This window comes from Erwinia sp. JH02, from assembly GCF_013074405.1.
GTDB classification, from domain to species: Bacteria; Pseudomonadota; Gammaproteobacteria; order Enterobacterales; family Enterobacteriaceae; genus Erwinia; species Erwinia rhapontici.
Genome location: NZ_JABANZ010000010.1, coordinates 14,109 through 29,475, shown reverse-complemented (window position 1 = coordinate 29,475; position 15,367 = coordinate 14,109). Strand labels below are relative to the sequence as shown.

Below are 15,367 nucleotides of genomic sequence, written 5' to 3'. Positions count from 1 at the left end.
TGCCAGCACGATATCGGTGTCATGGTAAGCGCCTTTTTAACAACGGGAGTTAATCCTGGTCAAGTTGGTGCAGGATATAAAAAAAGGAGGCCGAAGCCTCCTGATGTGTCGAGCCGTTTACTTACAGGATAAAGCGGCTGAGATCTTCGTCAGCCACCAGCTCGTCGAGATGTTTGCCTACATATTCGGCATCAATGGTAATCGACTGGCCATTCAGGTCGCTGGCGTCGTAGGAGATGTCTTCCATCAGACGCTCCAGGACGGTATGCAGACGACGTGCACCGATGTTTTCAGCGGTCTCATTCACCTGCCATGCCGCAGCCGCAATCTTACTGATGCCGTCAGGGGTAAAGTTAATCTCTACGCCTTCCGTGTTCATCAGTGCTTTATATTGCACGGTGATGGAGGCACTTGGCTCTGTGAGGATGCGCTCAAAGTCGTGCGTGGTCAGCGCCTGGAGTTCAACGCGGATAGGCAGACGGCCCTGCAACTCAGGGATCAAGTCTGACGGGCTGGCTACCTGGAATGCGCCGGAAGCGATAAACAGGATGTGGTCAGTTTTTACCATGCCGTGTTTTGTCGACACCGTACAGCCTTCGACCAGCGGCAACAGGTCACGCTGTACGCCTTCGCGAGACACGTCAGGACCGGACGATTCACCCCGTTTACAGACTTTGTCGATCTCATCGATAAACACGATACCGTGCTGTTCAACCGCGTCGATCGCTTCCTGCTTCAGCTCTTCCGGGTTCACCAGCTTGGCGGCTTCTTCTTCCACCAGCAGTTTCATCGCCTCTTTGATTTTCAGCTTACGAGGTTTCTGTTTCTGGCCGCCGAGGTTCTGGAACATCGACTGGAGCTGGCTGGTCATCTCTTCCATGCCTGGAGGTGCCATGATTTCTACGCCACCGGATACGGCAGCCAGATCGATTTCGATCTCTTTGTCATCCAACTGGCCTTCACGCAGTTTCTTGCGGAAAGACTGGCGTGCAGTAGAAGGCTCGGGTGCCGCTTCATTCTGGCCCCAGTTGTTTTTGGCCGGTGGGATCAGCACATCGAGGATGCGTTCTTCTGCCAACTCTTCAGCACGGTAGCGATATTTCTCAATCGCCTGTGAGCGCACCATTTTAATCGCAGAATCGGTCAGATCGCGGATAATCGAATCCACTTCTTTACCCACATAGCCCACTTCGGTGAACTTGGTCGCTTCCACTTTGATGAAGGGAGCGTTAGCCAGTTTTGCCAGGCGGCGGGCAATTTCCGTTTTACCGACCCCGGTTGGGCCGATCATCAGAATGTTTTTTGGCGTCACTTCATGACGTAACTCTTCGTCCAGTTGCATCCGGCGCCAGCGGTTACGCAGCGCGATGGCGACGGCGCGTTTGGCGCCATCCTGGCCGATGATAAATCTGTTCAGTTCGCTGACAATCTCGCGCGGAGTCATAGCAGACATAAATTAGGATCCTTACGCTTTAGACGGTAATGCTTCGATGGTGAGGTTATGGTTGGTATAGATGCAGATATCACCTGCAATACCTAGCGCTTTTTCCACGATGTCGCGTGCGCCGATATCGGTGTTTTCCAGCAGCGCACGGGCTGCTGCCTGAGCGTATGGACCGCCTGAACCGATAGCAATTAAGTCGTTTTCTGGCTGGATGACATCCCCGTTACCGGTAATGATCAGCGAGGCATTTTCATCGGCCACGGCCAGCAGTGCTTCAAGTTTGCGCAGCATACGGTCGGTGCGCCAGTCTTTTGCCAGTTCGACGGCGGCTTTCACCAGATGACCCTGGTGCATTTCCAGTTTGCGTTCAAAAAGTTCAAACAGAGTGAAGGCATCGGCGGTACCGCCCGCAAAGCCCGCAATGACTTTGTCATTGTAGAGACGACGCACTTTTTTGACGTTGCCTTTCATCACGGTATTGCCGAGGGTAGCCTGGCCATCACCGCCAATTACTACCTGGCCGTTGCGTCGTACACTTACTATTGTTGTCACGGGCAGACCCCTTATTGCAGTCGGAAGATGACCCCGCACGTTTTGTACGGGGTACTGATGCAATCAGATATGGGGCGGGTTTGAGGGGTTTCAACCCCCGATGGACAGAGGAATACAATTTGAGTGGCCGGAACCACGCAGGCGTTTTAGCGTGCTGTCGGCCGCACTGCGGTTGTTATACGGTCCGATAACGACACGATTCCAGCCACCGCCGGTCGTGATCCTGCTTTCAAATCCTTCAAAAGCTAACTGAGCACGAATGGACTCGGCCTGGTCGGTACCTTTGAAGGAGCCACACTGCACCATCCAGCGCTGCGCGCTCTCTTTTTCCGCTTCTTTTGGCTTGGTTTCCACTTTCGGCTGCGCGGCAATTTCCGGTTTCGGCTGGCGAACAGGTTCGCGGGTGACCGGAGTTATCGGCGCCGGGCGCGGTGTCTGAGTTTGAGTCTGTGGCTGCGTGCGCGGCTGCGTTTGCTGCTGCGGCATACGCGACTGCTGCTGAAGCTGGCCCTGCTGCTGCTGACGTTGAATGGTCTGCTGGCGCTGCGCCGGCGTTTGTTCATTCCACGGCACTTCGTTGAGCTGAGTAGGTTGCTGGCGCATATCGGCCTGCATCTGGTCCAGTAGCTGACGCTGTTCATCGGTTAACTGGGTCTGGGAATGTGCTTCGCCCCCTGACGTCGGTTCTGTAGGCGTAGGAACGCCAAGCTGACGGTTCTCCAGCTCTTTGATATAGCGCCAGCGTTCTTCCGGTTTGGGTGGCAGGCCATTGCCGGTCGCCTTGTGGTCAGGGATCACTGGTGTATCTTCTTTTTTATGATGCGCGATAAACCACAAGCCACCAATAAAGGTGACCAGAACGGCAACCGCCAGCACTATCATGATTTTTGATACACCGGACCCACTGCTGCGCTTCTTGCTGCGACTGTTGGTATTTTTGCGACGCGTCCCTGTCGAACGCCCGCGGCCTACATAATCTTTTTGTGCCACTATCGTTCCGCTAATAATCGATGAAGGTAAGGCCGGGCTAAAAGAGTGAAAATGTGTACCCGATGATAGCCCGCCATGTTACTGAAGGGCCGGAAGTTTGACCAGCAGCGATCTTACTAAGAATCCGCTGATTTTTGCCCAAAAGCAGGCATGGCGTGCTACCCGCTATCTGGGAAAAATCAATCTTCGTCGCGCAGGGAGGGCGCGGTGCTCCCGCGAATTTTCAGCTCGAAGTCCAGCAGGCGTGAACCATTGCTGACCATCCTGCCCTGCAACTGCTCCAGCAAGAGTAGCATCGCTTCGCGACCTATGTTGAAACGCGGCTGGGCAACGGTGGTTAATTGCGGATCGCTGTAGCGTGACAGTTCGATATCATCGAAGCCGATGATTGACAGATCTTTTGGTACGCGCAGGCCCATATTCTTCGCCTGTGACATCGCACCCAGTGCGATGATATCGCTATGACAGAACAAGGCATCGGGCGGTTTCGGCAGGGTCATCAGATGTTTCATCGCCTGCGAACCGGCATCGAAGGTGAAGTCACCCCGCACGATATAGGTCGGGTCGACCGCCATGCCGTGACGGCGCAGAGCCTGAATATAGCCCTGCAGGCGATACTGGCACAGCGGCATCTCTTCCGGGCCGGAGATGCAGGCAATGCGGCGATGTCCGAGCTTTTGCAGGTGGTTAACGGCTTCAAAGGCTGCCGTCAGATTATCGATATGGACCGTTGGCAGTTCCAGCTCCGGTGCAAACTCATTGGCCATAACCATTGGCGGCAGATTACGTTGCTCTTCCACTCCGGTGTCAAAAGGGACATTGGAGCCAAGCAGCACCATGCCGTCGATCTGGCGGGTCAGCATCAGATTAAGAAAGGATTTTTCCTGTTGGTTCTGGTGAGCACAGTCGCCAATCAGTACCAGATACCCTTCAGCCGCCGCCACGACTTCAATGCCACGAATAATTTCACTGAAAAATGGGTCGCAGATATCTGGCACAATCACCAGTACGGTCCGTGATTCACTGCGTCGCGCGCTGCGCGTCATTGAATGCGGGGAGTAGCCGACGGCGATCACCGCCTGTTCAACCTTATAGCGTGTTGCAGCAGAGACCTTTTCCGGATTCATCAGGGCGCGGGAAACCGTCGCCGTTGATACGCCGGCTTTTTCAGCCACGTTTTTCATGGTCACCACGGATGTGTCTTGATTCTGCTCCAACGCTTTTCTCCTCACGCCAGCCCCTGAGCCGACCTGACCAACTAATAACGATGTATTGTCCGGCGACTCAACATGTCGCTTGCGGTGAACGCCCCCGCATTCTTAACAGATATGCGAGGTGGCTGTTACTTAATTTGCATAAAAATTGTGACTTGTGCGACTTTTTTCGATCCAGTGCGCAACTTTGCAGGCAATCGATTACGTTGTCAGCTTTCTGTCGGGTCGATATCTAACGTCCATTTCACCTTACGGGCCTGAGGCAGTGTTGAGATCAGGGGCAAGCTGGATTTAATCAGGCGCTGCAAGACGGCGCGCGAAGGATGTTGAAGCAGGAGCTGCCAGCGATACCGGCCACTGCGTTTTGCCTGCAATGCCGGAACCGGGCCCATGACCCAGAATGATTCACTGTTAAGTGGGCTGGCTTCGAGCAAATTGCGCAGCTGCTGCAGGAAGAGGTTGGCCTGCTGGTTGTCGTGATCCTCTGCACGAAACAGAGCGTGGCTGGTGAACGGTGGCAGGAACACGCTGTTGCGCTCGCTGAGTGCCTGGTGGGCGAAGGCATCGTAACCCTGATGCATCAGGGTTTGCAGCAGGGGATGTTCCGGATGATGGGTCTGCAACAATACTTCCCCCTGTTTACCGGCACGGCCTGCTCGCCCCGCGACCTGGGTATACAGCTGAGCAAAGCGCTCGGCCGAACGAAAGTCTGCCGAGAACAGCGCGCCATCGACGTCCAGTAGTGACACCAGCGTGACATCCGGGAAATGGTGGCCTTTCGCCAGCATTTGCGTTCCGACCAGAATGCGCGCCCCGCCGCGATGAACCTCAGCCAGTTGCTGCTCAAGCGCCCCTTTACGGCTGGTGGTATCGCGGTCGATACGCGTCAGGGGGACGCCCGGGAACAGCTCACTAATATTGTGTTCGAGCTGTTCGGTTCCCAACCCAACCGGCACCAGATGCGTGGAACCGCACTGCGGGCACTGATGGGGAACCGGACGCTGGCTGTCACAGTGATGGCAGCGCAGTTGGCGCTGATGCTGGTGCAGGGTGTAGTAACGGTCACAGCGCTGGCATTCGGCAATCCAGCCGCATTCATGGCACAGCAGCGTTGGCGAGAAACCACGACGGTTGAGGAACAACAGCACCTGGTTATCGGCTTTAAGATGCTGGCCAATTTTCTTAATCAGCATCGGAGACAGGCCACCCTGAAGCTTGACGCCTTTCAGGTCGACCAGCAGCTGTGTGGCTTTGGTGGCATTTCCGGCGCGTTTGCTGAGGTTAAGCTGGCGATATTTACCGGACTGAACGTTTTGCAGGGTTTCCAGCGCTGGGGTCGCTGAGCCCATCACGATTGGAATATTTTCCTGACGGGCACGAAACACCGCCAGATCGCGTGCGTGATAGCGCCAGCCTTCCTGCTGTTTGTAAGAGCTGTCATGCTCTTCATCAATAATGATGGCGCCCAGACGGGCAAACGGCGTGAAGAGGGAAGAGCGGGTGCCAATCACAATGGCTGTTTCGCCACTGCGCGCGCGCAGCCATACGGCGAGGCGTTCGCTGTCGTTCAGCCCGGAATGCAGCACATCCACCGGGGCGCTAAAGCGCTCACGAAAGCGGGCGATGGTTTGCGGTGTCAGACCGATTTCTGGCACCAGCACCAGCACCTGGCGGCCGTTGGCCAGAATGTTTTCCAGAACGCTGAGATAAACCTCAGTTTTACCCGATCCGGTGATCCCCGCGAGTAACCAGGCAGAAAACTGATCGTCGGCACTGCGTATGGCTCCCACGGCGGTCGCTTGTTCAGTATTGAGCCGCAGACGTTCGCCCTTCACCGTATAATTTTCCCGCCAGTCCTGGTGGGCACGTGGCTGGGCGCGCAGCTCACACAGGCCTTTCGCCCGCAGCGCTTGCAGTGTGGCCTCAGTGATGTCGTGCTGGCTGACTTCATGGCGATACAGCCCGCTGTGTCGCAGCGCAGCCAGTGCCTGCTGCTGTTTTGGGGCACGTTTGAGGCTTTCCGGTGCGGTCGCTTTGCCTTCTTCTGTCATCAGCCATTGCCAGAGAGGGGCTTCTTCGGCGGGTTTGCCCTGACGCAGTAGCACGGGCATGGCGTGGAACAGCACTTCACCCAGTGGATAATGATAATAATCAGCAGCCCATAGCAGGATGCGCCACAAGGAGGCGGGGTACAGTGAGTCGCTATCTAACACCTCATGCACGCTTTTTAGCTGGTCGAGGGGGAAATCGCTGTGTTCAACAATGCCGACAACCACGCCGATCGCCTTGCGCTTACCAAAAGGCACGCTGACGCGCCCACCGACCACGGCATGGCTGAGGTGAGGTGGCAACAGATAATCAAAGTTGCGGGCAAGCGGAACGGGTAGCGCGACCTGAACAACGGGCATGGATTCATCCGGGTGAAAAACAGGGCCAGTTAGTGTACACTGTGTCGTCCGGAATGTGCGGATCCGATTGCGGCGGCTGTTTAATTTCTGTATAGTTCGCCGCCGTTGGTATGGCATTTTGGTATCAACTTCACTTGAAATATTAATCTTCGTGTGGTGCCGGTGCAGGAGTGATCCTGGCGCGGGAGAGCGACACGGCCTTAACTGAGGTTTTCCCATGAAAAAAGGTATTCACCCTAATTACGCTGAAGTTACTGCTAAATGTTCTTGCGGTAATGAAATCAAAACCCGCTCTACCGTGGGTCACGACCTGAACCTGGACGTGTGTGGCAACTGCCACCCGTTCTACACCGGTAAGCAGCGTGATGTTGCTAGCGGCGGCCGTGTGGATCGCTTCAACAAGCGTTTCAGCATCCCAGGCGCTAAATAAGCACCCTGAAAGAAACGGTTACCGTTTCGGATGTAAAAAAAACCCAGCCTCTGGCTGGGTTTTTTTATGCCTGCTTATCGGGAAGCGGCGGTGTGTAATATGCGGGGCTATCGGGTAACCCGGCAGGCCCTGATGTGACATCAGGTGCCTGACCGGATAACCGAACGGTTTAGTATTCCCAGGTCTCAGGATCGACGCCCATTGCACGCATGATCGCTTTTGCTTCCTCGGGAATTTCGTCACTGCGTTCTTTGCGCAGGTCAACATCATCCGGCAGAGGCTGGCCGGTAAATGCATGCAGAAATGCTTCGCACAGCAGTTCGCTGTTGGTGGCATGACGCAAGTTATTAACCTGGCGGCGGGTGCGCTCATCGGTCAAAATCTTTAATACTTTCAACGGAATGGATACCGTGATTTTTTTAACCTGCTCGCTTTTTTTACCGTGCTCAGCGTAAGGGCTGATATATTCGCCGTTCCATTCAGCCATGAGTTACCTTAATCATATTAAATGTAGAATTGCCGAAATTTGGCTAATTATGCCCGAAGTCGATGGCTATCACACCGGGATGGCACAACTTTCTCTGGGGTATATCGACATAATTCTAACGGTTATTGACGCATTGCTCAATCTATACGCAAAGACATTTAGATGTCCAGATGTATTGACGTCTATCTCGCTGCTGTTTACTCTATCAGTCTTATCTTATTAACCAGCAGGAAGTTATGCACCATGACGCGTAAACAGGCAACCATCGCAGTACGTAGCGGTTTGAATGATGACGAGCAATATGGCTGCGTTGTCCCACCGATTCATCTCTCCAGCACCTATAACTTTACCGACTTCAATGAGCCGCGCGCTCATGACTACTCACGTCGCGGCAACCCGACGCGTGATGTCGTGCAACGTGCGCTGGCAGAGCTGGAAGGGGGCGCTGGTGCAGTGATGACCAATACGGGCATGTCTGCCATCCATCTGGTGTGTACCGTATTCCTGAAACCCGGCGACCTGCTGGTGGCGCCGCATGACTGTTACGGCGGCAGTTACCGTCTGTTCGATAGCCTGAGCAAACGCGGTGCGTATCGCGTGAAGTTTGTTGACCAGGGCGATGAGGCTGCTTTACAGGCGGCGCTGGCTGAGAAACCTAAGCTGGTACTGATTGAAAGCCCGAGCAACCCGCTGCTGCGTGTGGTGGATATTGCGTCGATCACCCAGGCTGCGGCAGAAGCTGGCGCGATTAGCGTGGTGGACAATACCTTCCTCAGCCCGGCTTTACAGAATCCGCTGGCGCTGGGTGCTGACCTGGTGATTCACTCCTGTACCAAATACCTTAACGGTCACTCCGATGTGGTGGCCGGTGCTGTTGTTGCCAAAGACCCGCAGCATGTGACTGAACTGGCCTGGTGGGCGAACAATATTGGTGTGACCGGTGGCGCATTTGACAGCTATCTGCTGTTGCGCGGCATGCGTACACTGGCCCCGCGTATGGCGGCGGCACAGCGTAATGCGCTGGCGATTGTCGATTATCTGAAACAACAACCGCTGGTGAAAAAGCTGTATCATCCTTCCCTGCCGGAAAATGCCGGACATCAGTTTGCGGTACGTCAGCAAAAAGGCTTTGGCGCCATGCTAAGTTTTGAGCTGAACGGTGATGAGGCAACGCTGCGTCGTTTCCTGAAAGCGTTGGAATTATTCACACTGGCGGAATCGCTGGGCGGCGTCGAAAGCCTGATTTCCCACACCGCAACCATGACCCATGCGGGCATGTCTGCTGAAGCGCGTGCGGCAGCGGGGATTTCGGAGACGCTGCTGCGTATTTCGGTGGGAATTGAAGATCACGAAGATTTAATCGCCGATCTGGATAATGCATTCCGGATCGCGGCCAAGAGGTAAGCATGAGTTATTCAGCAGTGGCAGGGGCAGACAGTTCGCGGCAGTTACATAAATTTGGTGGCAGTAGCCTGGCCGATGCCAAATGCTACCTGCGTGTTGCCGGGATCATGGCAGAGTACAGCCAGCCGGGTGACCTGATGGTGGTCTCGGCAGCCGGCAGTACCACTAACCAGCTGATTAGTTGGCTTAAGCTGAGTCAGAATGATCGGTTGTCTGCGCACCAGGTGCAACAGGCATTACGCCGTTATCAGAGTGAGCTGATTAGCAGTCTGTTACCGTCGGATGTCGCTGAACCGCTGATTGCTGAGTTTATTCATGACCTCGAAAAACTGGCCGTCCTGCTGGATAACAAAATCACTGATGCAGTTTATGCACAAGTCGTGGGGCACGGTGAAATCTGGTCGGCACGTCTGATGTCAGCGGTACTGAACCAGCGGGATATTCACGCAGGCTGGCTGGATGCTCGCGATTTTTTACGCGCCGAACGTGCCGCACAGCCGCAGGTGGATGAAGCGAAGTCACAGCCGCTGTTACAGCAGTTGATGGCGCAGCGTCCTGAACAGCGTTTGGTGGTCACTGGTTTTATCTGCGCAAATGATGCGGGTGAAACGGTGCTGTTGGGGCGTAACGGCAGTGACTATTCTGCAACGCAGATCGGTGCGCTGGCCGGTGTGACACGCGTGACCATCTGGAGTGACGTGGCTGGCGTGTACAGTGCTGACCCGCGTAAAGTGAAAGATGCGTGTTTGCTGCCGCTGCTGCGTCTGGATGAAGCCAGTGAGCTGGCACGTCTGGCGGCTCCGGTCCTGCATACGCGTACGCTTCAGCCGGTTTCAGGCAGCGATATCGATCTGCAACTGCGTTGCAGCTATCAGCCAGAACAGGGATCAACACGTATTGAACGCGTGCTGGCTTCAGGCACCGGGGCGCGTATCGTGACCAGCCATGATGATGTTTGTCTGATCGAATTCCATGTACCTGCACAGCATGATTTTGCCGCGCGGCATAAAGAGATCGATCAGCTACTGAAGCGTGCACAGGTTCGTCCGCTGGCAACCGGCGTCCATCCTGACCGTAATCTGTTACAGCTGTGCTACACCTCGGAAGTGGTAAACAGTGCCCTGACTCTGCTGGAGGATGCTGGATTACCGGGGCGTTTGCAGCTGCGTGAAGGCATGGCAATGGTGGCGATGGTGGGGGCAGGCGTTTGCCGTAACCCGCTACACAGTCACCGTTTCTGGCAGCAGATGAAAGATCAGCCGGTGGAATTTATCTGCCAGTCACAGGAAGGCATCAGCCTGGTGGCGGTGCTGCGCGTCGGGCCGACGGAACATCTTATCCGGGGCCTGCATCAGACGCTGTTCCGTGCGGAGAAGCAGGTAGGCCTGGTGCTGTTTGGCAAAGGCAACATCGGTTCCCGCTGGCTGGAGCTGTTTGCCCGTGAGCAGGAAACCCTTTCTGCGCGCACCGGGTTTGAATTTATTCTTGCCGGAGTGGTGGACAGCCGCCGCAGTCTGTTGAGTTACGACGGGCTGGATGCCAGCCGCGCGCTGGCCTTCTTTGAAGAGGAAGCGGTAGAGCAGGACCAGGAGTCGTTGTTCCTGTGGATGCGCGCTCATCCGTTTGACGATCTGGTGGTGCTGGATGTGACCGCCAGTGAAACGCTGGCTGCGCAGTACTTAGATTTCGCCAGCTACGGTTTCCACGTGATTGGTGCGAACAAAGTGGCAGGCGCGGCCAGTAGCAATAGCTATCGCCAGATCCGCGATGCGTTTGCGAAAACCGGGCGCCACTGGTTGTATAACGCCACGGTCGGTGCCGGGTTGCCGGTAAACCACACGGTGCGCGATCTGCGTGAAAGCGGTGACAGCATTTTGTCGATCAGCGGTATCTTCTCCGGCACGCTCTCGTGGCTGTTCCTGCAATTTGATGGCACGGTGCCCTTTACCGAACTGGTGGATCAGGCGTGGCAGCAGGGTCTGACTGAACCCGATCCGCGTGTCGACCTCTCCGGCCAGGATGTGATGCGTAAGCTGGTGATTCTGGCGCGTGAGGCGGGCTACGATATTGAACCTGACCAGGTACGCGTTGAGTCGCTGGTTCCCGCCAGCTACCAGTCGGGATCGGTGGATGACTTCTTTGAGAATGCCGATGAGTTGAATGACCAGATGGTCCAGCGCTTTGAAGCCGCTCAGGAACTGGGACTGGTACTGCGCTACGTCGCACGTTTCGATGCCAACGGCAAAGCGCGTGTTGGCGTGGAAGCCGTGCGTGACGATCATCCGCTGGCGGCGCTGTTGCCGTGTGATAACGTGTTCGCTATCGAAAGCCGCTGGTATCGCGATAATCCCCTGGTGATCCGTGGGCCAGGTGCAGGGCGCGATGTCACTGCCGGAGCCATTCAGTCGGATCTCAACCGCCTGGCACAGTTGCTGTAATCTCCTCCTCATTTGGGCCAGGCATGCCTGGCCCCTTCGCCACACCACACCATCATGAAATTCCCTCATCTTTGTTGAGGATTTGTCACGCCAGGCCATCATTTATCTGTTGACTGAATAACCAATTTCCGTCATTTTGAATGTCTGGACGTCTAAACGGATAGACGTTCAAGGTAGCGAGCCATCTTCAGCAGCGATCGATGAGGTAAAGGGTATGAGTTTTTTCCACGCAAACCAGCGCGAAGCATTGAACCAAAGTCTTGCCGAAATCAGCGGGCAAATTAACGTTTCCTTTGAGTTCTTTCCGCCGCGTACCAGTGAAATGGAAGACACCCTGTGGAGCTCAATCGATCGCCTTAGCAGCCTGAAGCCAAAATTCGTTTCGGTCACCTACGGTGCCAACTCAGGTGAACGTGACCGTACCCACAGCATTATCAAAGGCATTAAAGACCGCACCGGTCTGGAAGCCGCCCCACATCTGACCTGTGTTGATGCTACCCGCGATGAACTGCGCGCCATTGCCCAGGATTACTGGGACAACGGCATCCGTCATATTGTGGCGCTGCGCGGTGACCTGCCGCCGGGCGGTGGCAAGCCGGAAATGTACGGGGCTGACCTGGTCGCCTTGCTGAAAGAAGTGGGTGATTTCGATATTTCTGTCGCGGCCTACCCGGAAGTGCATCCGGAAGCGAAAAGCGCACAGGCCGACCTGATCAACCTGAAACGTAAAATTGATGCCGGCGCGAACCGCGCGATCACTCAGTTCTTCTTTGATGTAGAAAGTTACCTGCGTTTTCGTGACCGTTGCGTGTCTACCGGTATTGATGTTGAGATTGTCCCGGGTATTCTGCCGGTGTCGAACTTTAAGCAGTTGCAGCGCTTTGCCACCATGACTAACGTGCGCGTACCGGGCTGGATGACCAGCATGTTTGAAGGACTGGATAACGACCCGGAAACCCGCAAAATGGTGGGTGCCAATGTCGCGATGGATATGGTGAAGATCCTCAGCCGCGAAGGGGTGAAAGATTTCCATTTCTACACGCTGAACCGTGCCGAAATGAGCTATGCCATTTGCCATACGCTGGGCGTACGCCCGGGGGCGCAGATCATCGCCTGAGAGGGGCGGCACAAACAGAAAAAGGACGCGAAAGCGTCCTTTTTTGATCGTGGCGGGCGAACATCTGTAGGGGCCGATCATTTTTTCCGATCGGCCCGTGAGGCCAGATTAACCGGTATTACGCATCCCTGCCGCCACCCCGGCAATCGTCACCATCAGTGCCTGCTCAACGCGGGCATCCGGCTCTGCGCCTTCTGCTTCCTGCTGGCGTGAACGATGTAACAGTTCGGCCTGCAATACGTTCAGTGGGTCAGTGTAGACGTTACGTAGCGCAATCGATTCGGCAATCCACGGCTGGTCGGCCATCAGATGGGAATCGTTGGCGATGGTCAGCACCGCTTTAATATCGGAGTCCAGCTGGTCACGTAGCTGTTTGCCCAGTGCCCACAGCGACTTATCGACCAGGCGCTGATCGTAGTACTCCGCCAGCCACAGGTCGGCTTTCGAGAACACCATTTCCAGCATCCCCAGGCGGGTAGAGAAGAAGGGCCAGTCACGACACATGGTCTCCAGCGTTTCCTGATGACCATCTTCCATCGCTTTCTGCAATGCGGCACCGGCACCTAACCAGGCAGGCAGCATCAGGCGGTTTTGCGTCCAGGCGAAGATCCACGGAATGGCGCGCAGTGATTCGACACCCCCCGTCGGACGACGTTTAGCCGGACGCGAACCCAGGGGTAATTTGGCCAGCTCCAGCTCCGGTGTGGCGGAGCGGAAGTACGGCACGAAATCGGCGTGTTCACGCACATAGCCACGATACATTTTGCAGGAAACATCAGAGAGCTGATCCATGATGCTGTTCCACTCTGCTTTCGGCTCCGGTGGTGGCAGCAGGTTAGCTTCGAGGATCGCGCCGGTGTACAGCGACAGGCTGCTGATGGTGACTTCTGGCAGGCCGTATTTGAAGCGGATCATCTCACCCTGTTCGGTGACACGCAGGCCACCTTTCAGGCTGCCCGGAGGCTGAGACAGCAATGCCGCATGCGCTGGCGCACCACCACGGCCGATTGAGCCACCGCGTCCATGGAACAGCGTCAGGGTGATACCCGCTTTCTCGCAGGTTTTGATCAGTGCATCCTGGGCCTGGTATTGTGCCCAGCTTGCTGCCATCACGCCCGCATCTTTCGCGGAGTCAGAATAGCCAATCATCACCATCTGTTTGCCCTGAATCAGGCCGCGATACCAGTCAATGTTGAGCAGCTGGCTCATCACGTCGTTGGCGTTATTCAGGTCATCGAGGGTCTCAAACAGCGGTGCGACCGGCATGGCGTAAGTAATGCCCGCTTCTTTCAGCAGCAGGTGAACCGCCAGCACGTCTGACGGCGTTTTCGCCATCGAGATCACATAGGCAGCAATCGAACCCTGAGGCACTTCTGCGGCCACGCGGCAGGTATCCAGCACTTCTTTGGTGTCGGCGCTGGGTTCCCACTGGCGCGGCATCAACGGACGCTTGGAATTCAGTTCACGGATCAGGAAGGCCTGTTTGTCGGCCTCTGACCAGCTTTCATAGTCGCCAAGACCGAGGTAACGGGTGATCTCTGCAATGGCTTCAGTGTGGCGGGTACTCTCCTGGCGCAGGTCAATACGCACCAGTGGAACGCCAAAGCACTTCACGCGGCGCAGGGTATCAAGAAGCTGACCGTTCGCGATGATGCCCATGCCACACGCCTGCAGTGACTGGTAGCAGGTGTACAGTGGTTCCCACAGCTGGTCGTTGGAGATCAGTAAATTGGCCGGGCGTGGTAAGCGCTCGCCCTTCAGGCGGCGTTCGAGATAAGCCTGAGTGCTCATCAGCTGGCCACGGAGGTTTTTCATGATCTCGCGGTAAGGTTCCAGGGCTTCCGGGTTACCACACAGCTCACGGACTTCTGGCGTACATTCAGACATCGACAGCTCAGAAACCAACACGGCGATATCACGCAGGAACAGGTCGGTCGCTTTCCAGCGGCTCAGTTGTAAAACATGGCGAGTGATGTCGGCCGTGACGTTCGGGTTGCCGTCGCGGTCGCCGCCCATCCAGGAGGTAAATTTCACGGGGACAAAATCAACCGGCAGGGTGTAACCAAAAGCGGCTTCAACCTGTTCGTTTAGCTCGCGCAGGAAGTGAGGAACACCTTCCCACAGGCTGTTTTCGACGACCGCAAAGCCCCATTTAGCTTCATCGACCGGTGTCGGGCGGTATTTACGAATTTCATCGGTATGCCAGGCCTGTGCAACCAGCTGACGCAGGCGGCGCATGATCTTGCCGTGGTCATAATCAGACAGGTCATTGTGATCCAGCTGTTGCAGGCAGGTATTCACTTCTACCAGCTTATGGATCAAGGTGCGGCGGGTGATTTCAGTCGGGTGCGCGGTCAGAACAAGTTCAAGCGACAGGGACTCAATAGCTTCACGAACGGCGGCTTCGGTCAGGTCCGGCTGCTGCTTCAGGCGTTCAAACGTCTTTGCCAAGAGCTCCGGGTGATTCGCACCTTCGCCTTTTGGCGAAATGGTGTGGTACTGCTCGGCCACGTTGGTCAGGTTGAGGAACTGGCTGAAAGCGCGGGCAACCGGCAACAGTTCGTCATTGGACAGATTTTGCAGCGTGGAGAGCAACTCTTGACGGTGGGCATCATTTCCCGCACGTGATGACTTAGAGAGCTTACGGATGGTTTCTACCTGGTCCAGGATGTTCTCTCCCAGTGCATCCTTAATCGTATCCCCGAGCAGTTTGCCGAGCATACTGACATTACTTCGCATTGCGGAATATTGTTCGTTCATATGACCCCTGACACCCTTCTTGTATTTGTAACTTTAATATCCGTCATACTTGAAGCTGCAACTACGTTGGCTGCTCTCACTCACCCGAATCACTGACTAATGTAAGCTCATCGGGACTCGCTC

General features: G+C 55.6%; 11 protein-coding genes. 4 read left to right on the top strand and 7 right to left on the bottom strand.

The window, feature by feature from the left end; all coding sequences use genetic code 11:
- Positions 1-121: 121 nt before the first annotated feature.
- From hslU to priA, 5 genes are all read right to left on the bottom strand, one after another.
- On the bottom strand, positions 122-1,453 hold the full coding sequence (gene hslU / locus HHI26_RS20350) for an HslU--HslV peptidase ATPase subunit (RefSeq protein WP_133846356.1): 1,332 nt from the start codon (positions 1,451-1,453) through the stop codon (positions 122-124).
- Positions 1,454-1,465: 12 nt separating this feature from the next.
- On the bottom strand, positions 1,466-1,996 hold the full coding sequence (gene hslV, locus HHI26_RS20345) for an ATP-dependent protease subunit HslV (RefSeq protein ID WP_133846355.1): 531 nt from the start codon (positions 1,994-1,996) through the stop codon (positions 1,466-1,468).
- A gap of 90 nt (positions 1,997-2,086) precedes the next feature.
- Entirely contained in the window at positions 2,087-2,986 is a 900-nt protein-coding gene (gene ftsN / locus HHI26_RS20340) for a cell division protein FtsN (protein ID WP_159338329.1), read from the bottom strand.
- 179 nt (positions 2,987-3,165) lie between these two features.
- Positions 3,166-4,203: a DNA-binding transcriptional regulator CytR gene (gene cytR, locus HHI26_RS20335; protein WP_133846353.1), complete on the bottom strand. Its 1,038-nt coding sequence runs from the start codon at positions 4,201-4,203 to the stop codon at positions 3,166-3,168.
- 206 nt (positions 4,204-4,409) lie between these two features.
- Entirely contained in the window at positions 4,410-6,608 is a 2,199-nt protein-coding gene (gene priA, locus HHI26_RS20330; protein ID WP_133846352.1) for a primosomal protein N', read from the bottom strand.
- Positions 6,609-6,825: 217 nt separating this feature from the next.
- Here priA and rpmE point away from each other — a divergent pair, with 217 nt between their 5' ends.
- On the top strand, positions 6,826-7,038 hold the full coding sequence (gene rpmE, locus HHI26_RS20325) for a 50S ribosomal protein L31 (RefSeq protein WP_133846351.1): 213 nt from the start codon (positions 6,826-6,828) through the stop codon (positions 7,036-7,038).
- 169 nt (positions 7,039-7,207) lie between these two features.
- On the opposite strand, the gene metJ is transcribed toward rpmE, so the two are convergent.
- A complete protein-coding gene (gene metJ, locus HHI26_RS20320) occupies positions 7,208-7,525 on the bottom strand; it encodes a met regulon transcriptional regulator MetJ (protein WP_133846350.1) in 318 nt (105 codons plus the stop codon).
- 243 nt (positions 7,526-7,768) lie between these two features.
- Between metJ and metB the strand changes: the two genes are divergently transcribed.
- The 3 genes from metB (at position 7,769) to metF (ending at position 12,484) form a co-directional block, all read left to right on the top strand.
- Positions 7,769-8,929 carry a cystathionine gamma-synthase gene (gene metB / locus HHI26_RS20315; RefSeq protein ID WP_133846349.1) on the top strand — a complete coding sequence of 387 codons (1,161 nt, stop codon included), beginning with the start codon at positions 7,769-7,771 and terminating at the stop codon, positions 8,927-8,929.
- 2 nt (positions 8,930-8,931) lie between these two features.
- Positions 8,932-11,367: a bifunctional aspartate kinase/homoserine dehydrogenase II gene (locus tag HHI26_RS20310; protein ID WP_133846348.1), complete on the top strand. Its 2,436-nt coding sequence runs from the start codon at positions 8,932-8,934 to the stop codon at positions 11,365-11,367.
- 214 nt (positions 11,368-11,581) lie between these two features.
- Positions 11,582-12,484 (top strand): methylenetetrahydrofolate reductase, encoded by a 903-nt coding sequence (metF, locus tag HHI26_RS20305; protein ID WP_133846347.1) that lies wholly within the window; start codon positions 11,582-11,584, stop codon positions 12,482-12,484.
- 108 nt (positions 12,485-12,592) lie between these two features.
- Here metF and ppc read toward each other — a convergent pair whose 3' ends face one another.
- Positions 12,593-15,244: a phosphoenolpyruvate carboxylase gene (ppc, locus tag HHI26_RS20300; protein ID WP_133846346.1), complete on the bottom strand. Its 2,652-nt coding sequence runs from the start codon at positions 15,242-15,244 to the stop codon at positions 12,593-12,595.
- Positions 15,245-15,367 lie beyond the last annotated feature (123 nt).